We start from the raw sequence: 23,523 nt of genomic DNA, 5'->3' as shown, positions 1-23,523 counted from the left end.
ACGGAATTGCAGACCGTCCTCGCGTCGCTGGAGCAGGACGAAGACGGCGCCGCCTGGAGCGCAGCGGTATCGGTGCCGTGGATGCAGGACGCGTGCAGCTTCGTGTTCGAGGACTACGCGGAGGATCCGGCGCCGGCCGACTTCGCCGCCGCCGTCGCCGCATTCCTGCGCATCGACCAGGCCGTGCTCGACGCGGCGACGCCGCATGTGTTCGCCTATTACCGGCGCATGCATGCCCTGCACCAGCAATACGGCACACCCTGCCCGCCCATCGACGACCCGTCGCAAGTGTGGCGACACGTGCAGTTCGGCGGCGAGGCCTACGTCAGCCGCTATCGCGACGGCCGCCTGCGCATCAGCCTGGAGTGCAACTGCGACTGGGAAGCCGAACACGGGCTGCAACTGGTATTCACCGACGCCGGCCGGATCTGCAAGATCGGTCCGTTCGATGGCCACCTGAGCCACGCCGACGCGTATGCCGACCCGGCGCTGGAGGACGTGATCTACCCCCATTGAGCCGGTTGCCGCCGCAGACGCGCCCGATCCAGGCCGCGCCCCTGCGCGGCATCTGCCTCAGTAGCGCAACGGCGCGGTGAGCGGAATGTCCGCGGGCCAGCGCGCCCGCGCACCGAGTTCGCCGAGTTCCACCAGCACCGTCGCCGCAACCACCTCGGCACCCATCCGCTGCGCCAGGGCCAGGGCCGCCAGCAGCGTGCCGCCGGTGGCCAGCACGTCGTCGACCAGCAGCACGCGCATGCCCGGCCGTAACGCATCGGCATGGATCTCGATGCGGTCGCGGCCGTACTCCAGGCCGTAGTCCTGGGCCAGGGTCTGTGCCGGCAGCTTGCCCGGCTTGCGCACCGGCACGAAACCGGTGCGCAGTTCGTGCGCCAGCGGCGCGCCGAGGATGAAGCCGCGGGCCTCGATGCCCAGCACCGCGTCCAGCGGAGTGCCGCGCCAGGGCTGGGCCAACGCGTCCAGGGCGGAAGCGAAATCAGGCCCATCTGCCAGCAGCGGGGTGATGTCCTTGAACAGGATGCCGGGCTTGGGAAAGTCCGGCACATCGCGAATCAAAGTGGCCCAGGTCGGGGAATCGGCAACGGCGTCGGTCATGGTCACGCGTCCCGGCAGGCCGGGACGATCGATGGGGGGCGCGACATCCTACCCGCTGTGCGCTGCCGTTGCCGCATCCGCCGGGCTGCGCCGCAGCGCGCGCCGCACCAGCACGAAGAACAACGGCACCAGCAACACCGCCAGCACGGTGCCGGTGACCATGCCGCCGATCACGCACACGCCGATCTCGCGGCGGCTGGAGGCACCGGCGCCAGTGGACAGCGCCAGTGGCAGCACGCCGGCCACGAACGCCAGCGAGGTCATCACGATCGGCCGCAGGCGCAGCCGCGCGCCTTCCAGCGTCGCTTCCAGCAACGGCCGCCCGGCACGCTGTCGCGCCTCGGCGAATTCGACGATCAGGATCGCGTTCTTCGCCGACAGGCCGATCGTGGTCAGCAGGCCGACCTGGAAATAGATGTCGTTGACGAAGCCGGCCAGCGTGGTTGCCAGCACCGTGCCGACCACGCCCAGCGGAATCACCAGCAACACCGCCACCGGGATCGACCAGCTCTCGTACAGCGCCGCCAGGCACAGGAAAATGAACAGGATCGAGGCGGTGTACAGCCACAGCGTCTGGTTGCTGGACAACTGCTCCTGGTAGGACAGCCCGCTCCACTGCAGATCGAAGCCCTCCTGCTTGGCCACCAGCGCCTGCATGCGCTGCATCGCCTCGCCGGAACTGCTGCCGGCCGCCGCCCCGCCCTGGATCTGCGACGCCGGCAGGCCATTGAAACGCTGCTGCAGCTGCGGGCCGCGGGTCCAGTGGGTGCTGGCGAAACTGGCGAACGGCGCCATCTGCCCGCCGCTGCCGCGCACGTACCACTGCGCGATGTCCTCCGGCAGCGCGCGGTACGGCGCGTCGCCCTGCACGTACACGCGCTTGACCCGGCCGCGGTCGATGAAGTCGTTGACGTAGCTGCCGCCCCACGCAGTGGCCAGGGTCGTATTGATGTCGCTCTGCGCCAGGCCCAGCGCGCTGGCCTGGGCATGGTCGATGTCCACCTGCAGCTGCGCCTTGTCGCCCAGGCCGTTGAGCCGCACCGCGGTCAGCTGCGGATCGTCGCCGGCGGCCTTGAGCACCTGCTGCTGCGCCTTCAGCAGCGCTGCGCGGCCGGCGCCGTCGCTGTCGCGGATCCACAGCTCGAAGCCGCTGGACTGGCCCAGGCCGCGCACCGCCGGCGGCGACAGCACGCTGATCTTGGCGTCGCCGACGCCGCGGAAATGCGCGTTGGCGCGGTCGATGATGGCCTGCGCGGTGTTGTCGCGGTTGCGCTCGCCCCAGGGTCTGAGCGCCACGAACGCCTGGCCGGCGTTCTGCCCGGTGCCGGCGTTGTTGCGCCCCACCACCATGAAGATCGCGGTGAGATTGGCCTTCTCGTGGGTCATGAAGTAGTCGCTGATGCGCTTGCCCAGGGCCTGGGTCTTGGCCAGCGGCGTGCCTTCCGGGGTGGTGAACTGGATCTGCACCTGGCCCTGGTCCTCCACCGGCAGGAAGCCGGTGGGCATGCGCATGTACAGCACGACCATCGCCAGCACCACCAGCGCATACAGCGCCATCCAGCGCCGCGGCCGCTGCAGCACCGTGCCGAGGCGGCGCTGGTAGGCCTGCTGGCCGCGCTCGACGCTGCGGTTGAACCACTGGAAGAAGCGGCCGAGCTTGCGCTCCTGCTCCACTGGCTTGAGCAAGGTCGCGCACAGCGCCGGAGTCAGGGTCAGCGCGACCAGCGCCGACAGCGCCATCGCCGAGGCGATGGTGATGGAGAACTGCCGGTAGATGATGCCGGTGGAGCCGCCGAAGAACGCCATCGGCAGGAACACCGCGCCCAACACCACGGTGATGCCGATCAGCGCGCCGGTGATCTCGCCCATCGAGCGCTCGGTGGCCTCGCGCGGCGGCAGGTGTTCCTCGTGCATGATCCGCTCGACGTTCTCCACCACCACGATGGCGTCGTCCACCAGCAGGCCGATCGCCAGCACCATCGCGAACAGGGTCAGCGTGTTGATGGTGAAGCCGGCCGCGGCAAGGATGCCGAAGGTGCCCAGCAGCACCACCGGCACGGTGATCGCCGGAATCAACGTGGCGCGGGCGTTCTGCAGGAACAGGAACATCACCACCACCACCAGCACGATGGCCTCGGCCAGGGTGTGCACCACGTTCTCGATGGAGATGCGCACGAACGGCGTGCTGTCGCGCGGATAGGCCACGTCCAGGCCCGGCGGGAAGGTCGGCTTGAGCCGTTCGATGGTGGTGTGGATCGCGTCGGAGGTGGCGATCGCATTGGCGCCGGCGGACAGCGTCACCGAGAAGCCGGACGCCGGGTGGCCATTGAGCGTGGCGTTGTTCTGGTAGTTCTCCGCGCCGATCTCCACCCGCGCCACATCGCCCAGGCGCACGCTGGAGCCGTCCGCACGCGTGGCCAGGATGATCTGCCGGAACTGCTCGGGGGTCTGCAGCCGCGACTGCGCGGTGACCGTGGCGTTGAGTTCCTGTTCGGCGCCGGTGGGCAGCGCGCCGAGCTCGCCGGCGGTGACCTGGGTGTTCTGCGCCAGGATCGCGCTGCGCACGTCGCCGGGCATGAGTTGGTAGGCGTTGAGCTTGTGCGGGTCCAGCCACACCCGCATCGCGTACTGCGCGCCGAACACGTTGATCTCGCCAACGCCGTTGATGCGGCTGATCGGGTCCTGCAGGGTGCTGACCAGGTAGTCGGAGATGTCGACGTTGTCCATGCGGTCGGTGCGGTCGTAGATCGCCACCGCCATTAGGCTGTCGCCCTGCGACTTGGCCACGGTCACGCCCTGCTGCTGCACTTCCTGCGGCAGACGGTTGAGCGCCTGGTTGACCGCGTTCTGCACCTGCACCTGGGCGATGTCGGGATTGGCCGCCTGGTCGAAGGTGATGCTGATCCGCGCCTGTCCGGACGAAGAACTGGTCGAGGAGAAGTACAGCAGGTGGTCGATGCCCTTGATCTGCTGTTCGATCACCTGGGTGACGCTGTCCTCCACGGTCTGCGCCGAGGCACCGTTGTAGGTGGCGGTGACATTGACCGAGGGCGGCGCGATGTCCGGGTACTGCTCGATCGGCAGGGTGAACACGGCGATGGCGCCGGCGGCCATGATGCAGATGGCCAGGACCCAGGCGAAGATCGGGCGGTGGATGAAGAAACGCGGCAGCATGCGGCTCAGCCCTGGCTGGCGGCAGGCGCGGCCGCGGCGGCGGCCTTCACCGTCACCTTGGCACCATCGCTGAGGCCTTGCCGGCCCGCCACCACCACCCGTTCGCCGGGCTTCAGGCCATCGCCGACCAGCCAGCGATCGCCCACCGCGCGCAGCGTGGTGAACTCACGCTGGCGCACCACGTTGTCGGCACCCACCACCCAGGCGACGGCTTCGCCACGCGGGGTGCGGTCCACCGCCGCCTGCGGCACCAGCAGCGCCTGCTGGCGCACGCCCTGCCCCACCAGCGCGCGCACGTACATGCCCGGCAGCAGTTGCGCATCCGGATTGGGGAAACGCGCGCGCAGGGTCACCGCGCCGGTGGTTTCCTCCACGTCGAGGTCGGCGAACTCCAGCGTGCCCGGCAACGGGTACGCGGTGCCGTCGGACAGGGTCAGCCGCACCTGCGTGCTGGCCGGCTGCACGCCACCGGCGGCGATCGCCCGGCGCAGCGCCAGGAACTGGTTGCCGGACTGGGTGATGTCCACGTTCATCGGATCCAGCTGCTGGATCTTGGCGATGGCATCGGTCTGGTTGGCGGTGACCAGCGCGCCCGGGGTCACCCGCGCGCGGCCGATGCGCCCGCCGATCGGCGCCACGACCGTGGCGAAGCGCAGTTGCGTGCGTGCGGTGTCCAGCGCCGCGCGTTGCGCGTCGCGGCTGGCCAGCGCCTGCTTGTAGGCGGCCTGCGCATCGTCCACGTCCTGCTGCGCGGCCAGCCGGGTCTTGCCCAGCGTGCGGTAGCGCTCGGCACGCAGCGTGGCGGCGGCGAGCGTGGCCTCGGCGGTGGCCAGATTGGCCTGTGCCTGGTTGGCCGCGGCCTGGTACAGGGTCGGCTCGATCTGGAACAGCGGCTGCCCGGCCCGCACCGTGGCGCCCTCTTCGAACAGGCGCTGGCGCAGGATGCCGCTGACCTGCGGCCGCACCTCCGATTCTTCCGAGGCCACCGTGCGCCCGGCCAGTTCAACGCTCAGCGGCACGCTCTGCGGCTGCAGGGTCAGCACCTCCACCGTTTTCGGCGCCGGTGTCTGGGCGCTGCCCCCGCCCTTGCAGCCGGCGAACGCGAGCACGACGACGGTCAGCAGCAACGGCAGCGCGCGGCGGCGCTGGACGAGAGGCGCGGGCATGCGCTTGATCCTGGGGACGACGAAGGGGAGCGTCTAATTTATCAAAGACAAGAAGGCCCTGATGAAGGTGCCCTCACCCCTTCGCCGTCACGGCGCAAGGCGGGCATCAGGCGCGGGCCGGGCGTACGCCGGCGGGCGACGGGGGCGCGGTTGCGAGCCCCGCACGCTGGAAAACCTCACGCCTCGCCCGAATCGCGCGCCGGACCGCGCCATCAGCGCCCGGACCGACAGCCTGAGCGCACGCGCCGGCCCTGCTCAGGAACTGCAGGACAGCATCGAACAGCCGGCCCGGCTCCGCGCCCAGTCCGGCCGCTTCGCCGCGAAGGCCTCGCGCCCGGGCTGTTCGTCGTAGGGATGGCGCATCACCTCCAGCAGTTCGTCGATGCCGCCGGTGTCGCCCTGCTCGGCGCGGTCGATCGCCTGCTGCGCCAGGTAGTTGCGCAGCACGTAGCGCGGATTGGCCGCACGCATCCGTGCGACGCGGGCGGCGGCAGGCAACGGATCCTGCTGCAGGCGCTGCGCGTAGCGCGCCAGCCAGGCCTCGAACGCCGGCGCCTGCGTCGCCAGCCGGGCCGGGTCGTAGAAGGCCTCGGCCTGCGCCGCCAGGGCCTGCGCCGGCGTCCACGGCTGCAGCGGCAACGCACTCAGCCCGCGGAACCACAGGGTCATGTCGACCTCGCCCTGCTGCAGCAGGTCCAGCCCATCGCGCATCAGCGCCACATCGTCGTCGGCGCAGGTCGCCAGGCCGAGCTTGGCGGCGATGTTGTCGCGCTCGGCCTGCGCATACTCGGCGCGGAACCGCTCCAGGCCGTCGTGCAGCGGCGCGACGTCGTCGTCGAACAGCGGTGCCAGCGCCTGCGCCAGCCGCCCCAGATTCCAGTACGCGACCTGCGGCTGGGTGCCGAAGCGGTAGCGACGGCCCTGCGCATCGGTGGTGTTGGGTGTCCAGTCCGGGTCGTAGTCGTCGACCCAGCCATAGGGGCCATAGTCGATGGTCAGCCCCAGGATCGACATGTTGTCGGTGTTCATCACCCCGTGCACGAAGCCGACGCGCATCCAGTGCGCGACCATGCGCGCGGTGCGCGCGCAGATCTCGGCGAACCAGGCCGCGTCGCGCGCGCCAGCGGCACCCTGCAGGTGCGGGAAGTCGCGCGCGATCACCAGGTCGGCCAGGCGCCGCAGCAAGGCGGTGTCGCCGCGTGCGGCCGGCAATTCGAAACTGCCGAAGCGCACGAACGACGGCGCCACCCGACACACCACCGCGCCCGGTTCGGCGCGCGGATGGCCGTCGTAGAACATGTCGCGCACCACCGTCTCGCCGGTGCCGACCAGGCTCAGCGCGCGGGTGGTCGGCACGCCCAGGTGATGCATGGCCTCGCTGCACAGGAACTCGCGGATCGAGGAGCGCAGCACCGCGCGGCCATCGGCGCCACGCGAATACGGCGTGGGCCCGGCACCCTTGAGCTGCAGTTCCCAGCGCCGCCCGTCCGCGCCCAGGGCCTCGCCCAGGGAGATCGCGCGGCCGTCGCCGAGTTGCCCGGCCCAATGCCCGAACTGGTGGCCGCCGTAGTTCGCCGCATAGGGCTGCATGCCCGGATAGCGCGCATTGCCGGCGAACACGGCGGCGAACTCCGGCGACCGCACCTCCTGCTCTGACAGCCCGAGCAAGGTCGCCACCTCCGGCGAATACGCCAGCAGCTGAGGCGCGGCGACCGGCGTCGGCTCGACCGACGACCACAGCGCCCCCAGCACCTCGCGGCGCCGCGGCCCGGTTTCCGGATCGCCGGGCAATTCGGCGACGAAGCGATTGTCGAAACGCAAGGCAGTCATGAGCACAGCGTAGAAGGCACAACCTGGATTGGAAAGGCCGCGAGGTGAGCACACGGTGCAGGCCTGTCGCCGCGCGGGCCTGCAAAGCCCCTCTCCCGCCGGGAGAGGGGTTGGGGTGAGGGTCGGGGCGCGAAGCGCATGCTGTGTTTCAAGTGCACCGGGCTTCGCCGTACCCTCATCCGCCCCTCCGGGGCACCTTCTCCCGCAGGGAGAAGGGAGTACAAGCCCCTCTCCCCCCGGGAGAGGGGTTGGGGTGAGGGTACGGCGCCGCGAAAGCTCCACGGCGCCGACGCAGGCACCGCAAGCCCACGCTCTTGCCAATCCCCACTCCCGAATCCCCAATCCCCGCCCCACCTCCACTCGCCACCGACATGGGCATCCGGCATGCTCCGCGCTCCTCTCCGGGATCGCCCATGTCCGACCGTCCGTCTCCGCCCCGCTGGCCCCGCAACGCCCTGATCGCCCTGTCCTCGCTGCTGGTCTCGGCCTGCAGCAGCCTGTTCTTCGGCGGGCTCAACGCCGGTTCCTCGCGCCATGGCCTCAGCGAGCAGCGCGGGATCGTCTACGATGCGGCGCACGGCCTGGCGCTGGACGTGTACCGCCCGGCCGGGGTGCAGCACGCGCCGGTGGTGGTGTTCTTCCACGGCGGCACCTGGAAGACCGGCAACCGCCAGAACTACCGCTGGGCCGGCGAAGCGCTGGCGCGGCACGGCGTGGTCGCGATCGTGCCGGACTACCGCAAGTATCCGCAGGTGACCCTGGATGGGTTCATGCGCGACGCCGCCAGCGCCGTGGCCTGGAGCCAGCGCCATGCCGCCGAGTATGGCGGCGACCCGCAACGGCTGGTGCTGATGGGCCACTCCGCCGGCGCGCACATCGCCGCGCTGCTGGCCAGCGACGGCCACTGGCTGCAGGCGCAGGGCCTGTCGCCGCGGCAGTTGTGCGGCCTGGTCGGGCTGGCCGGCCCCTACGACTTCCTGCCGCTGACCGACCCGGACCTGATCGGCATGTTCGGCCAGGACCCGGCACAGCAGCGGCGCTCGCAGCCGGTGAACTTCGTCGACGGCGACGAGCCGCCGGCGCTGCTGCTGCACGGCGACGCCGACACGGTGGTGGAACCGCACAACAGCGAGTCGCTGCAGGCCGCGCTGCAGCGCGTCGGGGTGCCGGCCGAATTGAAGACCTATCCCGGCGTCGGCCACATGCGTCTGGTGCTGGCGCTGCGCAAGGACGACCCGGCGCTGCCGGTCATGGCCGACAGCATCGCCTTCGTGCGCGCGTGCCCGGCGCGTCCCGCCGGCCCCTGATCCGGCCGGCACCGCGAGCGGCGCGAACCGGGTTCAGCCGTCCGCGCTACCGAGCAGCTCGAACGGGCCGCCCTGCTGCAGCGCGCGCTGATAGGCCGGGCGCTGCTCGATCCGCTGCACGAACCCGGCCAGGTTCGGATGCGTCTGCAGGCCGATGCGCGCGGCCGCGGCCTGCACCGGGAAGCTCATCTGCACGTCCGCCGCGGTGAAGCGGTCGCCGGCGAACCAGCCGGTCTCGGCCAGCTCGCGCTCCATCCAGTCCAGGTGCAGGCGCACCTGCGGCCCGACGAAGCCCTGCATCGCCTTGTCGACGATGGCCTTGGCGATCGGCCGCGCAAAGAACGGCATCTTCGCCGAGCGGATCCGCCCGAACACCAGGCTCATCAGCAGCGGCGGCATCGCCGAGCCCTCGGCGTAGTGCATCCAGTAGCGGTAGCGCAGGCGCTCGGGCGAATCCAGCGGCTGCGGCGCCGGCGACAGCGTGCTGCCGGTGTCGTAGCGGTCCACCAGATAGTCGAGGATCGCCCCGGACTCGGCCAGGACGTGGCCGTCGTCCACCAGCACCGGCGACTTGCCCAGCGGATGGATCGCGCGCAGTTCCGGCGGCGCCAGCATGGTCTTGGGATCGCGCTGGTACTTGATCACCTGGTACGGCAGCGCCAGTTCCTCCAGCAACCACAACACGCGCTGCGACCTGGACTGGTTGAGGTGATGCACGGTGATCATGGCGACGGCTCCGGAGCTCGGGGGCCGCCATGGTAGCCGGATGCGGGTGTGAAGCCGCGCATGCAGGGCCCGTCGCTGCGCCTGGCGACCCGGCCGCAGCGCCGCCGTCGCGGCGCGCGCGATGCCCGAAAAACGATCGCCCAAACAAAAACGCCGGAAGCTTGCGCTTCCGGCGTCTGGCAACCTTGCGGTGGCGGGCGTCCTTAGACGGCCTGCACCTGGTCAGCCTGCATACCCTTCTGACCCTGCACGGCGACGAAGGTCACCTTCTGGCCTTCCTGCAGCGACTTGAAGCCGGTGCCCTGGATCGCGCGGAAATGCACGAACAGGTCCGGGCCGCTTTCCGGGGTGATGAAGCCGAAGCCCTTGGCATCGTTGAACCACTTCACGGTGCCGTTCTGACGCTCAGTCATTTTGCTAACTCCTGAAACATTGAATTGAAGAAATCGCAGCCATCGGAAATCGAGGCCGAGACTGAGTTGCAGGCGTTAGTAAAGCGAGCGGAACGATGAAGTGGATCGCGAGATCTACTGCACCAAGCCACGATTCACGGTGACTCTAGCAAACACAGTGGGGTCACCATACGCGGGTCGCGCTCAAAAAGCGACATGTTTGTGTAGACAAACCGGGATCCACCACAAGGAAGCTGAACCCAACCCTAAAGTTAGCGCCAGCGCGGCCGAACCCCCTGCCGGCCCGGGGAAATTGCGCAAATCCGCCCGCGTACCGTGCAACGGCGACTGAGCCCGAGGCCATGGCGAATGCGTCCACATCAGCCTGCGGCCCCTCGCCCGCCCCAGCCAAGGCGGCCGGCACCGATCCCCATGTCCCACGCACGTTCCGGGCCCGGCACCGCCGCACGCCGTATCCTATTGCGCCCTCGATCCCGGTAGCCGCATGGCCCTCACCGCCACCCTCCGCAAGGCGGAGCTGCAGATTTCCGACATGGACCGCGGCTACTACGCCGCCCATTCCCTGACCCTGGCGCAACACCCGTCCGAGACCGACCAGCGGCTGATGGCGCGCCTGCTGACCTTCGCCCTGTTCGCCGAGGAGCGCCTGCTGTTCGGCAAGGGCCTGAGCAGCGACGACGAGCCCGACCTGTGGCGGATGGACTACACCGGCGCGATCGAGCAATGGATCGAGGTCGGCCAGCCCGACGAGTCGCGGGTGCGCAAGGCCTGCGGCCGGGCGCGCTCGGTGGTGGTGGCCAACTACGGCGGCCGCGCCGCGGACATCTGGTGGGACAAGAATGCCTCCGCCCTGGCCAAGCTCAAGCAGGTGCAGGTGATCGACCTGCCGGCCGACGCCGTCGCCGCGGCGGCCGAGTTGATCCAGCGCAGCATGCGGTTCGACGTGATGATCCAGGACGGCGAAGTGCAGTGGCTGGGCGACAGCGGCAGCTTCGCCTTCACTCCCTCGGTGCGCAAAGCCGCGGCATGAGCGCCGGGAACGCCCCCATCCAGACCGACGTCGTGGTGATCGGTGCCGGCGCCGCCGGGCTGATGTGCGCGATCGTCGCCGGCCAGCGCGGACGCCGGGTGCGGGTGATCGACCATGCAAACAAGGTCGGCAAGAAGATCCTGATGTCCGGCGGCGGCCGCTGCAACTTCACCAATACCGGCACCGGGCCGGGCAACTTCCTGTCCGCCAATCCGCACTTCTGCAAGTCGGCGCTGGCCCGCTACCGCCCCGCCGACTTCATCGACCTGGTCGAACGCCACGCCATCGCCTACCACGAGAAGGAACTGGGGCAGCTGTTCTGCGATGTCTCCTCCAAGCAGATCGTGCGCATGCTGGTGGACGAGTGCGCCGCGGCCGGGGTAACCGTGCGCACCAGTTGCAGCGTGCGCGCGGTGGAACGCGGCAGCGAGGGCTTCCGCCTGGACACCGACGATGGCCCGGTGCATGCGACGTCGCTGGTGGTGGCCACCGGCGGCCTGTCGATTCCCAGCCTCGGCGCCAGCGGCTTCGGCTACGAACTGGCGCGACAGTTCGGCCACGCGGTGCTGCCGACCCGTGCCGGGCTGGTCCCGCTGACCCTGAGCGGCAAGCACCAGGAACGCCTGCACGACCTGTCCGGCCTCGCCTTGCCGGTCGAGGCCAGTTGCAACGGCGCGCGCTTCCGCAACTTCATGCTGATCACCCACCGCGGGGTCAGCGGCCCGGCGATCCTGCAGATCTCCTCGTACTGGCAACCGGGCGACGACCTGCGCCTGGACCTGCTGCCGGGGCAGGACGCGGCGACCTGGCTGCGCGACCAGAAACGCCTGCGCGGTGCCGCCGAGCTGCGCACGGTGCTGGGCGAGGCGCTGCCGCGCCGCTTCGCGCAACGCCTGTGCGAGGTGTGGCTGCCGGACAAACCGGTGCGCCAACTGGACGAACCGCAGTTGCGCGCGGCCGCCGAGCTACTCGGCGCCTGGCCGCTGGTGGCCAGCGGCACCGAAGGCTACCGCACTGCCGAAGTCACCCTGGGCGGCGTGGATACCGACCAGGTGTCGTCCTCGACCATGGAATCGCGGCGCGTGCCCGGCCTGTACTTCGTCGGCGAAGTGCTCGACGTCACCGGCTGGCTGGGCGGCTACAACTTCCAGTGGGCCTGGGCCTCGGGCCATGCGGCTGGCCTGGCGGCGTGACCCTGCCGCCGGGATTGGGGATTGGGGATTGGGGATTGGGGATTCGCCAAGGCGGGCTCATCACGGCTGTAGATACGCGAGCCAGCCCAGGCCGACCAACCCAACCCGGGCGGAGTTTGTCTTGACGAATCCCCAATCCCGAATCCCAAATCTCCGCTTCACCTCGAATCCCCACTCCCGAATCCCCAATCCCCGCCCCTCATTCATGGACGCCGCAGCGGCCATCGTGTATTAAACCCCGTCTCCGGGAGGCTTCATGCACACAGGCAAAGACATCACCCTCCGCCTGATGATCGTCGACGACAGCGGCGAAGACGCCGAGGCGATCGTCAGCAGCCTGCGCAACAGCGGCATCGCCGTGCGCCCGTCGCGGCCGCAGCACGCCGAGGAGTTGTCGGCGACGCTGGCCGCGCAGCCGATCGACCTGGTGCTCAGCGCGCAGGCCCAGTCGATCCCGCTGCCGCAGGTGCTGCAGCGGGTCGCGGCCAGCGGCAAGGACATCCCGGTCATCGTACTGGCCGAACGCATCGACGAACAGGAATGGCTGGAGGCCGTGGCCGGCGGCGCGCGCGCGATCGCGCTGCGGCAGCGCCCCGAACATCTGCTGGCGGTGGTCCGCACCACCTGGGCCGACCTGCAGGCACGACGCGGGCTGCGCCGGATCGAGGCGCAGATGCGCGAGACCGAACGCCGCTGCGACGCGCTGATCGCCTCCTCGCGCGACCCGATCGCCTACATCCACGAAGGCATGCACATCCGGGCCAACGACGCCTACCTGGAGATGTTCGGGTTCGCGTCGTTCGACGACGTCGAAGGCGTGTCGCTGCTGGACATGGTCGCCCCGCAACACGTGGAAGGCTTCAAGCAACTGCTGAAGTCGCTAAGCAAGGGCGAGCCGCCGCCGGCGCAGTATCAGGTGGACGCACGCACCCTGGAAGGCGACAGCTTTCCGGCGACGATGGAGTTCGCCACCGCCAGCTACGAGGGCGAAGCCTGCGTGCAGGTGGTGTTCCGCCGCCGCGAAGAGTTCGACCCGGAACTGGCGCGCGAGGTCGAGGACCTGCGCCAGCGCGACCAGGTCACCGGCCTGCTCAACCGCCCGACCTTCATGCTGGCGCTGGAAACCGCGGTGGCCCAGGTCGGCCGCGGCGAGGGCCAGTACGGCTTCCTGCTGGTCGAGCCGGACCACTACGCGCGGCTACTGGCCGACATCGGCCTGGATTCGGCCGACGCGCTGGTCGCGGCGCTGGCCCAGCACCTGGCCGCCGCCATCGACGGCGACGTACAGGCCGCGCGCTTCGGCGAGCACAACTTCGCGCTGCTGCTGGAAGGCGACTACGCGCGCACCGCGGCGCTGGCCGAACGCCTGCTGCAGGCCTACGCCAGCCACGTGTTCAGCGTCGGCGAGCGCTCGGCCACGGTCACCGTCAGCATCGGCGGCGTGCAGATCGGCGAGAAGATCGCCAGCGTCGGCCAGGTCCTGGCGCGCGCCAGCGAGAACGTGCAGGCGACCGTCGAACTCGGCGGCAATGCCTGCAAGATCTTCGACCCCGGCGCGGCCGACCGCCTCGAGGAGGAGCGCGTGCAGCGCTGGGTCCAGCACCTGCGCGAGGCCCTGGCGGGCGACGGCTTCCTGCTGCACTACCAGCCGGTGCTGAACCTGCAGGGCGAGCCGCACGAACTGTACGAGGCTTACCTGCGCCTGGAGCGCAACGACGAGCTGATCGGCCCGTCGACCTTCCTCGGCATCGCCGCCGAACACGGCCTGACCGCCGAGATCGACCGCTGGGTGGTCGCCCGCGCGATCGCGGTGATCGGTGAACGCCAGCGCGCCGGCCACGCCACCAGCCTGCTGGTCAAGGTCAGCCCGGAGGCCTTCGCCGACACGCAGATGGTCGATCTGATCCGGCGCGAACTGGCCGCGCACGGCGTGCCCGGCGACCGCCTGTGGCTGCAGACGCCGGAGGCCAAGGTGTTCACCCACCTGCGCAACGCGCAGCAGTTCCTGGCCGACGCCACCACCCTGGGCTGCAAGGTCGGGCTGGAACAGTTCGGCTCCGGCCTGGACTCGTTCCAGCTGCTGGCACACTTCCAGCCCTCGTTCCTGAAGCTGGACCGCGGCTTCACCCAGGACCTGACCCAGACCCGCGAACACCAGGACAAGATCCGCGAGATCACCGCGCGCGCGCAGTCGGCGAGCATCCGCACCATCGCCGAGTTCGTCTCCGACGCGACCTCGATGAGCCTGTTGTTCAGCGCCGGCGTCGACTACGTGCAGGGCGAGTTCGTGGGCCTGGCCACGCCGGGGATGACGTTCGATTTTGCCTGAGGGGCGGAGATTCGGGATTCGGGATTGGGGATTCGCAAAAGCGCCGACCGGCGAAGCCTGCGCTTCGCCGGTCGGCGTGTCGATCCCGCGGTGGCTCAGCTCACTGTCGCGTTGACGTGCGAGGCGCGCAGGGTGGCGATGCGCTCGGACAGCGGCGGGTGGCTCATGAACAACTTGCGTAGGCCCTGGCCCAGGCCGCCGGCGATGCCGAACGCCTGCACCTGCGACGGCAAGGTGCTCTGCCCATGGTTGAGTTCCAGCCGCTGCAGCGCCGCGATCATCTTGGCGCGGCCGGCCAGGCTGGCGCCGCCGGCGTCGGCACGGAACTCGCGGTAGCGCGAGAACCACATCGCGATCATCGTCGCGAACAGGCCGAACACCAGTTCCAGCACCATCACGATCGCGAAGTAGGCCAGGCCGCGGCGGCCGTCGCGGTTGCCCGACAGGTAGCTGTCGATCACGCCGCCGACCACGCGCGCCAGCACGATCACGAAGGTGTTGAGCACGCCCTGCAGCAGCGCCATGGTCACCATGTCGCCGTTGGCGATGTGGCTGATCTCATGGCCCAGCACCGCCTCGGCCTCGTCCTCGGTCATGTTCTGCAGCAGGCCGGTGGAGACCGCGACCAATGCGTTGTTGCGGTTGGCGCCGGTGGCGAAGGCGTTGATCTCGGGGCCGTCGTACACGGCCACTTCGGGCATGCCGATGCCGGCCGCCTGCGCCTGGCGCTGCACGGTCTGCAGCAACCAGCGCTCGGTGTGGTTGCGCGGCTCGGTGATCACCTGCGCGCCGGTGGCGCGCTTGGCCATGAACTTGGACAGCAGCAGCGACACCAGCGAGCCGCCGAAGCCGAAGATCGCGGCCATCACCAGCAGGCCGCCCATCTGGTTGGGATTGACCCCGAACACGGACATGACAATGCCGGCCAGCACCAGCACCGCCAGGTTGGTGATGAGGAACAGGGCGATACGATTGAACATGTGAGCGTGGGCTCCGCACAGATTAAATGGAAGGATTGGCTCGAATCTGCGGTGTCGGCCGCTTGAATTCAAGCGCGTACCTGACCGAGGATTCAGCTTGCCCATGTCCCCGCCTCCCTATCGCGGCCGCTTCGCGCCCTCGCCCACCGGCCCGCTGCACCTGGGTTCGCTGCTTGCCGCCTTCGGCAGCTGGCTGCTTGCCCGCCACGCCGGCGGCCAATGGCTGCTGCGCATCGAGGACGTGGACCGCCCGCGCAGCGTGCCCGGCGCCGCCGAGCGGCAACTGGCCAGCCTGCGCGCCTGCGGCCTGGAGGCCGACGGGCTGGTGCTGCGGCAGAGCGAGCGCGACCCGGTCTACCGCGACGCGCTGCAGCGGCTGCTGCAGGCCGGCCTCGCCTTTCCCTGCAGTTGCAGCCGTAGCGCGCTGGCGGCGCAGGGCGGCGTGCACCATGCCTGCGTCGCCGCCGCGCCGCGCGCGCAGCCGGCCATCCGCCTGCGCGTGCCGCCCGGCGTGGCCAGCGTGGTCGCCTTCGACGACGGCGTGCGCGGCCGGCTGAGCCAGGACGTCCATGCCGAGGTCGGCGATGTGGTGCTGCTGCGTGCCGACGGCTGCTGGGCCTACCAGTTGGCGGTGGTGGTCGACGATGCCGCACAAGGCATCACCGACGTGGTGCGCGGCGCCGACCTGCTGGAGTCCACGCCGCGGCAGATCCTGCTGCAGCGTGCGCTGGGTCTGCCGACGCCGCGCTACCTGCATCTGCCGCTGCTGCTCGACGCCGACGGCCGCAAGCTGTCCAAGTCGCACGCGGCGCTGCCGCTCGACGATGCCGACCCGCTGCCGGCGCTGCGCCTGGCCTGGGCCACGCTGGGCCAGCCGCCCGCAGCATTGGCAGGCGCCGGTTCGGTGCCGGGGCTGCTGGCCGCGGCGCTGCGGGCCTTCGATCCGGCCGGACTGCCGGCGCAGGACCGGAGCGTGGACGATGCCGCCGGTCAGCAGCGACATCCCCAGCGACATCAAGGCTGACTAGAATCGCACCTTCGGCCGCAGCACGGCCGCTCTTCCCTTTCCCTCTCTATCCGGAGCGACATCCATGACATCACGCGTTGCGCTGGTCACCGGCGGCACCGGCGGCATCGGAACCGCGATCTGCGAGCGGTTGGCCGCGCAGGGCCACCGCGTGGCCAGCAACTACCGCGACCAGGCCAAGGCCCTGGCCTGGCAGCAGCGCATGCGCGAGCGCGGCCATGACGTCGCCATCGTCCCCGGCGACGTCGCCTCGCCCGAGCACGCGCAGGCCCTGGTGCATGAGGTCGAACGCCAGCTCGGCCCGGTCGAGATCCTGGTCAACAACGCAGGCATTACCCGCGACACCACCTTCCACAAGATGACCGCCGAGCAATGGCACGAAGTCATCAACACCAACCTCAACTCGGTGTTCAACGTCACCCGACCGGTGATCGAGGGCATGCGCCAGCAGCGCTGGGGCCGGGTCATCCAGATCAGCTCGATCAACGGCCTCAAGGGCCAGTACGGCCAGGCCAACTACGCCGCCGCCAAGGCCGGCATGCACGGCTTCACCATTTCGCTGGCGCGCGAGAACGCCAGCTACGGCATCACCGTCAACACGGTCTCGCCGGGCTACGTCGCCACCGACATGGTGATGGCGGTGCCGGAGGAAGTGCGCGCCAAGATCGCCGCAGAGATCCCCACCGGGCGTCTCGGCAAGCCGGAGGAGATCGCCTACGCCGTGGCGTTCCTGGTCGCCGAGGAAGCCGCATGGATCACCGGTTCCAACCTGGACATCAACGGCGGCCACCATATGGGTTGGTGATCGACTGAACCGCTCAGTCGGCGGCTTTCGCGCGAGGTAACGCTACCCCAACCGGCGCGAAGCGCAGCGTGGCGGCCCTTGGCCGCTCCGCGAATGCTGCGCAGCATGATTTCTATGCTGCACCCGCGTGTTCAGGGAGTAACGGCGGTTGCAAGCCCTGCTGCGCTGCGCCATGCTGCGCGCCTACCGTCACAGAGCGATCGCTTCATGGCTGAGATTCGCATCATCAAGAAGTATCCCAATCGCCGCCTCTACGACACCGAGATCTCCAGTTACATCACCATCGAAGACGTTCGCCAGCTGATCATCGACGGCGAGGAATTCGAAGTCCGCGACGCCAAGACCGGCGAAGACCTCAGCCGCGCGGTCCTGCTGCAGATCATCGCCGACCAGGAACAGGACGGCGAGCCGATGCTGTCCACGCAGTTGCTCAGCCAGATCATCCGCTTCTATGGCGACTCGCTGCAGGGCTTCATGGGCAACTACCTGGAGCGCAGCATGCAGGTGTTTCTCGACCAGCAGCAGCAGTTCCGCCAGCAGATGGGCAATCTGCTGGGGCAGACCCCGTGGACCATGATGAACCAGCTCACCGAGCGCAACCTGGAGCTGTGGCAGGAGTTCCAGCGCAACCTCGGCGCCGGCTTCGGCCGCCCCGCCGCCGGCACGGGCACCGGCAAGCCCGGCGAGCCGCCGGCCGGCGCTGCGCCGAAGTCGCGTCCGCGCTGATCCCTGCGCGCGGGGCGAGGTTCGGCGGGGCGCTGCGCGCCCTACCCTCACCCCAACCCCTCTCCCGGCGGGAGAGGGGCTTTAGCCTCTCCCTTCTCCCACCGGGAGAAGGTGCCCCGAAGGGGCGGATGAGGGTCGGGCGAAGCCTCGCAGACTTGCTTCAGCGCGACCGCGCCGGCTTGCAGCTCGCGCAGATCCGCTCGACCTTGTAGCCGCGCGCGCGCAGGCCATCGACCACGCCGTCCGGCCCCAGCAGGTGCAGCGCGCCGACCACCACCATGGTGTCGCCGCCGCCGTCCTTCAGGCGTTGCTCCAGCCGCGGCAGCCAGGCCTGGTTGCGCTCCACGTCGATGCGCTGGTACAGCCGCGGGTAGTCGCGTTTCATCTGCGCGCCGATCTCCTGCCACAGCTGGCGCTCGTCGCCGCGGCGCCAGGCATCGTGCAGGCGCAGGGTCTGCGCCGCGCCCTGCTCGGCATCGTCCAGCGCCTCGGTCAGCATCTGCTTCTGCTCCACCGGGTCCATGCCGTCGAGCAGGTCGATCTGCGCCTGCGCGGTCTCCAGGCCCTCGGCGGTCTTGCCGTCCTGCAGGGCCAGGGTCATGAAGTGGCGGTCCAGCCCGGCATCGGCCTGCAGGCCCTGCGCCTTCATGTCGGCGATGCTGATGCTGAGGCCGACGAACCACGGCTCGAAGCCGCTCATCTGCGCCAGCGGCAGGCCGTGGCCGGCGGCATAGCGGCGCAGCCGCTCCCAGGTGACCGGGTCCAGGTCGTCCTGCAGGCGCTTGCCGTCATGGCGCTGCGCCGCCTGCAGCATCTGCGCACCCAGTTGCGGCGCGTCCACGTCCTTCGGCGACAATTCGAAAAGCAGCCGCGGCGACGCCGCGTAGGCCGCATCGACCTCGCGCGCCAGCGGGTAGTCGTCGGCCTTGAGCATGTGGAACGAACCCAGCAAGTACAGCGTGCCGCGCGGGCCGCTGACCTTCCACAACAGCGGCGTGGGCGGCGCCACGGCGGGCGCAGCGGCGGCCGGTGCGACGGGCGTCGCCGCCACCGGCGGCGGCGTGCGGGCCAAGGCCGGCAGCGCCAGGCACAGCGACAGGCCCAGCAGCAGGCGGCGCAACAGGCGCGGGAACGGGGTCATCGGCATCCTCGGTTCAATGGGTGGCGGCGTAGGTCTTCTCGCCGGCATCCACCGCCAGGTCGAGGCGGTTCTCCGGCGGCGGCAGCGGACAGGTGGCGAACGGGGTGAACGCGCATGGCGGATCGTAGGCGCGGTTGAAATCCAGCACCACGCTGCCGTCGGCTGCCGGTGCATCCACGTCCAGGAAGCGTCCGGCCGGGTAGCTGCCGTGGCCGCTGGTGCGGTCGGCGAACACCACGAACAGTTTCCCGTCCGGCTCGCCGACCGCCTGCAGGCGGAAGCGCTTGCCGCCGCGCTCGAATTCCAGCGCGCCGGGATTGGGCGATGGCGTGGTGACGCCGATGATGTCGACGATGGGCAGGGTCGTGCCCGGCGGATTGGGCACGAAACGCCCATGCACGCGCCAGGATTCGGCCAGCGGCCAGGACGGCACGCCGGTGAAACTGCGCCGGGTCGGCGCGTCGGCGTGCTTGACCCGCAGCGCATAGCGGCCGCCGCGTTCGATCAGGCTGAGCTTGCCCTTGCCGTCGTCGAAGTCGATCACCGTCGGCTGCGGGTCATGGTCGCTGTACAGGCGGATGCGCCCCTGCACCGGCGCACCGGCGACGCTGAGCGCGGCGCCACGTTCGGGGGTCAGGTAGACCTCGCGCTGCACCTGCGACACCAGCGCCATCCGAGCCGGCCCCACCGCCAGGCGGATGCCGCTGTCCGCGCCGCTGCCGATGTAGTGCTCTTTCAATTCCAGCCAGTGCAGGCCGACCAGGCTGGTCCAGCCATCCGGCGCCTGCAGCTCGCGCTGGCGCTGCGCACGCCAGGCCTGTTCGTCGGCCACGAAGCGCGCGTCCATCGCCTTCGGCGCGGCCGGTGCCGGCGCCTGTTTGCCGCAGCCCCCCAAGGCGACGATCGCCGCCAGCAACGCCGTCGTCCACACCCGCTTGCCCATCATCGCCCCCGCAAGAACCAACGATCGATCTCGCCCAGGGTGAACCGCGCCCAGGTCGGACGCCCATGATTGCATTGTCCGGAGCGCTCGGTGGCTTCCATGTCGCGCAGCAAGGCGTTCATTTCCGGCACGGTGAGGCGCCGGTTGGCGCGCACCGCGCCGTGGCAGGCCATGGTCGACAGCAGCGCGTCGCGCGCGCCGGCGACGCGGCCGCTGTGGCCGTGTTCGCGCAGGTCGGTGAGCACGTCGCGCAGCAAGGCCTCCGGCTCGGCCTGCGCCAGCAAGGCCGGGATGCTGCGCACGTGCAGCGATTGCGGTCCGCTGCGGGTGATCTCGAAACCGAGCGCGGCCAGCGTCTCCGCCTCGCGCTCGGCGGTGTCGGCATCGCGTTCGCCGACCGCCAGGGTGATCGGCACCAGCAGCGGCTGCGCATGCAGGCCGATGCCGTCGTGCGCGGTCTTCAGGCGCTCGTAGCCGATGCGTTCGTGCGCCGCGTGCATGTCCACCACGATCAAGCCGTCGGCGTTCTCGGCCAGGATGTAGATGCCGTGCAACTGCGCAATGGCGTAGCCGAGCGGTGGCACGCCACTGTCGGCGGACGTCGGTGGCAGGCCGCCGGCCGGGTCCTGGGTCTGCCGCGGCAGGCCGGTGGCACTTCCCGCCTCTGCGGCAGGCGCGTACAGCGCCGCATACGCCGCTGGCGCCTCTTCCACCCGCAAGCCCAGCGGCGATTGTGCCGGGCGCCACTGCGCACCGTAGCCGTAGCCCTGTCCGCCACCGCCCGCCCCACTGCCGCCGTTCGGCGCGCCTGCGGGTGCCCAGGCCGCAGCGCCCGCGGCAGACGCCGTTTCGGCACCGATCGCGCCGGGCAGGCTGCCGGCACGGGTCTGCGCCAGCGCGTCCTGCAACGTGCGATAGACGAAATCATGGATCAGCCGCGCATCGCGGAAGCGCACCTCGTGCTTGGCCGGATGCACGTTGACGTCGACCCGCGACGGCTCCAGTTCCAGGAACAGCACATAGGCCGGCTGGCGGCCATGGAACAGCACGTCGCCGTAGGCCATCTTCACCGCATGGGCGACGCTGCGATCGCGCACCGAGCGGCCGTTGACGTAGAGGTATTGCTGATCGGCACTGGCGCGCGAGTAATGCGGCTGCGCAATCCAGCCGTGCAGGCGCAGGCCGGCGCCGCTGTGGTCCACGCGCAGCGCCTGCCGCGCGAAGTCCTCGCCCAGGGTCTCGCCCAGGCGCGCATCCGAGTACAGATCGCCGGGCTTGTAGCGCCGCGACGGCTTGCCGTTGTGCGAGACGCGCAGCTCCACGTCCGGGCGCGCCAGCGCCAGCGAACGCAGCCACTCCTCGATGTGGCCCAGTTCGGTGCGCTCGGCGCGCAGGAACTTGCGCCGCGCCGGCACGTTGTAGAACAGCTCGCGGACCTCGACCAGGGTACCCGGCGGCAGCGCGCGCGGCTGCACCTCGCCGACCTTGCCGCCCTCGACCTGCAGCGCCGCGCCGTGTTCGTCGCCGGCACGGCGCGAGGCCAGGGTGAAGCGGCTGACCGAAGCGATCGACGGCAGCGCTTCGCCGCGGAAGCCGAGCGTGCCCACCGATTCCAGGTCGTCCAGCGAGGCGATCTTGCTGGTGGCATGTCGCGATATCGCCAGCGGCAGTTCCTCGGGCGCGATGCCGCCACCATCGTCGCGGATGCGGATCAGGCGCACGCCGCCTTCTTCCAGATCGATGTCGACGCGGTGCGCGCCGGCGTCCAGCGCGTTCTCCACCAATTCCTTGACGACCGAGGCCGGACGCTCGACCACTTCACCGGCGGCGATCTGGTTGATCAGGATCTCGGGCAGCTGACGAATGCTCATGCCGCCGTCGCTCCATGCACCCGCAGGCGCGCACCGGTCTTGGCGACAGGACGAAAACGACAGCAGGGAAAGGACATCGGCACGGCTCGCGGCGCGGACGCCGTCATCGAGGATCAGCCGTTAATGATAGCGCCTCAGCGGCTGCCGCCGGCCACGGTGCTGGCCGCTTCCGCCTCGGCCTGCGCACGCGCGGCGAACAGCGTGCCCGGCGGCGGCTGCCGGGTGAAGAAGGTGCTGACGCCGTCGAGCACCGCGCCGGCGATGCGGCGCTGGTAGGCCGGATCGGTCAGCCGGCGCTCTTCGTCCGGGTTGGAGATGAAGGCGGTCTCGACCAGCATCGCCGGCATGTCCGAGGTGCGCAGCACCGCGAAGTTGGCGCGCTCGATCTCGGGCTTGTGGTTGTTGCCGATCCGCTTCAGCCCGCCCAGCACATGGCCGGCCGCGTCTTCGGAAGCCTTCATGTGCCCGCTCTGGGCCAGGTCCAGCAACACGTTGGCCAGGGTGCTGTCGGTCTTCTGCAGGCGCACGCCGCCGATCAGGTCGGCGGCGTTTTCCTTGTCCGCCAGCCAGCGCGCGCGCTGCGAGGACGCGCCCTTGGTCGACAGCACGTACACCGAGGAACCGGTCGCGCTGCGGTTTTCCGCGGCGTCGGCGTGGATCGAGATGAAGATGTCGGCCTTGGCCGCGCGCGCCTTCTGTGCGCGCATCGGCAAGGGAATGAACACGTCCGTGGTGCGGGTCATGTAGGCCTTCATGCCCGGCGTGGCGTTGATCTGGCGCGCCAGTTCGCGGCCGATCGCCAGGGTCACGTCCTTCTCATGCTTGCCGCTCGGGCCGCTCGCGCCCGGATCCTGGCCGCCATGGCCCGGATCGATCGCCACGATCAACGGGCGCATGCCCGGCGCCATCTTCACCCGCGATGCCGCGCTCGGCATCACCGGCCGTGCTTCGGCGGCAGCGGCAACCGCTGCGTCGTCGTCCGCGTCGTCACGCTCGGAAGGATCGTTCGCCGGCGGCGCGACCGTCGCGGGCGCCGGCACCACGCCGGGCACGGGACGGCCGGGCACCGCCGCAGCAACGCTCGGCGCAGAGGCGACGATGGTCGGTGCGGGCGCGGGCGCCACTGGCGGCGGGACCGGGGTCGGCGCCGGCTGATTGGCACGCTGCACCACCGACGAGGTCAGCGCCGCAGTCGCGCGTGCTGCTTCGGCGCGCGCATCCACTGCGGGCTTCGGCGCCGGAACGGGCGGCGCGGCCTGCGGTACCGGGGTCGCGGCTGCCGGCGCGTCGCCAGCCACCGCACGACCCGACGGCGCCTCGCCCGGCCACTCGATCACCAGCACCGAACTGCCGCCGACGGTCTGCATCTGCGGCTTGAACGCCACCACCGAGCTGCTCAGGTCGAACACGATGCGCAAGGTGCCCGGCACCGGGTGTCCGGTGCGCACCGCGCTGACCACGCCGCCGCCGGCCGGCAGCTTCAGGCCCTTGGCGGCGGAGGAATCGGGAAGATCGACCACGAGGCGATTCGGATTGGCCAGCGACAGCGTGCTGAAGCCGCCACTGCCCTGCAGGCGGATCTCGGCGCGGGTGCCGGTGGCACCGTTGTCGAGCGAGACCGACTGTACCTGCCCGGCAAACGCCGTCTGCACCGCCAGGCACCAGCCTGCGGCAGCGGCAAGACTGGTGAAAAAACGGGTCCCCGGGCGCATAACGCGATTCAAACATCGCTGGGAGCCAAAGGCAAGC

At 70.1% G+C, this 23,523-nt stretch carries 19 protein-coding genes; 8 read left to right on the top strand and 11 right to left on the bottom strand.

The features are described from left to right. Positions 1-6 precede the first annotated feature (6 nt). Positions 7-516, top strand: a complete 510-nt coding sequence (locus GGR66_RS06315; RefSeq protein WP_184447673.1) for a hypothetical protein — start codon at positions 7-9, stop codon at positions 514-516. A 57-nt stretch (positions 517-573) separates the two neighbouring features. Here the strand turns inward: GGR66_RS06315 and GGR66_RS06310 are convergent, their stop codons facing one another. From GGR66_RS06310 to GGR66_RS06295, 4 genes are all read right to left on the bottom strand, one after another. Further along, on the bottom strand, positions 574-1,113 hold the full coding sequence (locus GGR66_RS06310) for an adenine phosphoribosyltransferase (RefSeq protein ID WP_160970731.1): 540 nt from the start codon (positions 1,111-1,113) through the stop codon (positions 574-576). A gap of 48 nt (positions 1,114-1,161) precedes the next feature. After that, a complete protein-coding gene (locus GGR66_RS06305) occupies positions 1,162-4,287 on the bottom strand; it encodes an efflux RND transporter permease subunit (RefSeq protein ID WP_184447672.1) in 3,126 nt (1,041 codons plus the stop codon). Between the two features lie 5 nt (positions 4,288-4,292). Then, positions 4,293-5,453, bottom strand: a complete 1,161-nt coding sequence (locus GGR66_RS06300; RefSeq protein ID WP_160970735.1) for an efflux RND transporter periplasmic adaptor subunit — start codon at positions 5,451-5,453, stop codon at positions 4,293-4,295. A 255-nt stretch (positions 5,454-5,708) separates the two neighbouring features. Continuing rightward, a complete protein-coding gene (locus tag GGR66_RS06295; protein WP_184447671.1) occupies positions 5,709-7,283 on the bottom strand; it encodes a YdiU family protein in 1,575 nt (524 codons plus the stop codon). Between the two features lie 413 nt (positions 7,284-7,696). Here GGR66_RS06295 and GGR66_RS06290 point away from each other — a divergent pair, with 413 nt between their 5' ends. Continuing rightward, entirely contained in the window at positions 7,697-8,590 is an 894-nt protein-coding gene (locus GGR66_RS06290; protein ID WP_184447670.1) for an alpha/beta hydrolase, read from the top strand. A gap of 33 nt (positions 8,591-8,623) precedes the next feature. On the opposite strand, the gene GGR66_RS06285 is transcribed toward GGR66_RS06290, so the two are convergent. Further along, on the bottom strand, positions 8,624-9,316 hold the full coding sequence (locus GGR66_RS06285; RefSeq protein ID WP_160971081.1) for a glutathione S-transferase: 693 nt from the start codon (positions 9,314-9,316) through the stop codon (positions 8,624-8,626). Between the two features lie 203 nt (positions 9,317-9,519). Next, positions 9,520-9,729 carry a cold-shock protein gene (locus GGR66_RS06280; protein WP_160971083.1) on the bottom strand — a complete coding sequence of 70 codons (210 nt, stop codon included), beginning with the start codon at positions 9,727-9,729 and terminating at the stop codon, positions 9,520-9,522. Positions 9,730-10,213: 484 nt separating this feature from the next. On the opposite strand from GGR66_RS06280, the gene GGR66_RS06275 reads away from it, so the two are divergent. From GGR66_RS06275 to GGR66_RS06265, 3 genes are all read left to right on the top strand, one after another. Next, positions 10,214-10,759, top strand: coding sequence for a YaeQ family protein (locus GGR66_RS06275; RefSeq protein ID WP_160971085.1), 546 nt, complete (start codon positions 10,214-10,216; stop codon positions 10,757-10,759). Then, positions 10,756-11,952: an NAD(P)/FAD-dependent oxidoreductase gene (locus tag GGR66_RS06270; RefSeq protein WP_184447669.1), complete on the top strand. Its 1,197-nt coding sequence runs from the start codon at positions 10,756-10,758 to the stop codon at positions 11,950-11,952. Before GGR66_RS06275 ends, GGR66_RS06270 begins: the two co-directional genes overlap by 4 nt. Positions 11,953-12,208: 256 nt before the next feature. Then, positions 12,209-14,281, top strand: a complete 2,073-nt coding sequence (locus tag GGR66_RS06265; RefSeq protein WP_160967413.1) for an EAL domain-containing protein — start codon at positions 12,209-12,211, stop codon at positions 14,279-14,281. A gap of 95 nt (positions 14,282-14,376) precedes the next feature. Here GGR66_RS06265 and htpX read toward each other — a convergent pair whose 3' ends face one another. Further along, the gene (gene htpX, locus GGR66_RS06260; protein WP_160967411.1) at positions 14,377-15,261 is read right to left on the bottom strand and encodes a protease HtpX; all 885 of its coding nucleotides are present in this window, start codon (positions 15,259-15,261) and stop codon (positions 14,377-14,379) included. A gap of 103 nt (positions 15,262-15,364) precedes the next feature. Between htpX and gluQRS the strand changes: the two genes are divergently transcribed. From gluQRS to phaR, 3 genes are all read left to right on the top strand, one after another. Further along, entirely contained in the window at positions 15,365-16,285 is a 921-nt protein-coding gene (gene gluQRS, locus GGR66_RS06255; protein ID WP_184447668.1) for a tRNA glutamyl-Q(34) synthetase GluQRS, read from the top strand. A 67-nt stretch (positions 16,286-16,352) separates the two neighbouring features. After that, a complete protein-coding gene (locus GGR66_RS06250) occupies positions 16,353-17,093 on the top strand; it encodes a beta-ketoacyl-ACP reductase (RefSeq protein WP_160967408.1) in 741 nt (246 codons plus the stop codon). A 207-nt stretch (positions 17,094-17,300) separates the two neighbouring features. Continuing rightward, positions 17,301-17,819, top strand: coding sequence for a polyhydroxyalkanoate synthesis repressor PhaR (phaR, locus tag GGR66_RS06245; RefSeq protein WP_184447667.1), 519 nt, complete (start codon positions 17,301-17,303; stop codon positions 17,817-17,819). 160 nt (positions 17,820-17,979) lie between these two features. On the opposite strand, the gene GGR66_RS06240 is transcribed toward phaR, so the two are convergent. The 4 genes from GGR66_RS06240 to GGR66_RS06225 form a co-directional block, all read right to left on the bottom strand. After that, positions 17,980-18,960, bottom strand: coding sequence for a TraB/GumN family protein (locus tag GGR66_RS06240; RefSeq protein WP_184447666.1), 981 nt, complete (start codon positions 18,958-18,960; stop codon positions 17,980-17,982). Between the two features lie 13 nt (positions 18,961-18,973). After that, positions 18,974-19,903 carry a DUF1684 domain-containing protein gene (locus GGR66_RS06235; protein ID WP_184448079.1) on the bottom strand — a complete coding sequence of 310 codons (930 nt, stop codon included), beginning with the start codon at positions 19,901-19,903 and terminating at the stop codon, positions 18,974-18,976. Continuing rightward, a complete protein-coding gene (gene mutL / locus GGR66_RS06230; protein WP_184447665.1) occupies positions 19,903-21,774 on the bottom strand; it encodes a DNA mismatch repair endonuclease MutL in 1,872 nt (623 codons plus the stop codon). The genes GGR66_RS06235 and mutL overlap by 1 nt, the downstream gene beginning before the upstream one ends. Before the next feature lie 134 nt (positions 21,775-21,908). Next, positions 21,909-23,486 (bottom strand): N-acetylmuramoyl-L-alanine amidase, encoded by a 1,578-nt coding sequence (locus tag GGR66_RS06225; RefSeq protein ID WP_184447664.1) that lies wholly within the window; start codon positions 23,484-23,486, stop codon positions 21,909-21,911. Positions 23,487-23,523 lie beyond the last annotated feature (37 nt).

Origin of the sequence: Xanthomonas sp. 3498 (assembly GCF_014199795.1) — a bacterium.
GTDB classification, from domain to species: domain Bacteria; phylum Pseudomonadota; class Gammaproteobacteria; order Xanthomonadales; family Xanthomonadaceae; genus Xanthomonas_A; species Xanthomonas_A rydalmerensis.
This window is presented reverse-complemented; position numbering and strand designations above follow the sequence as displayed.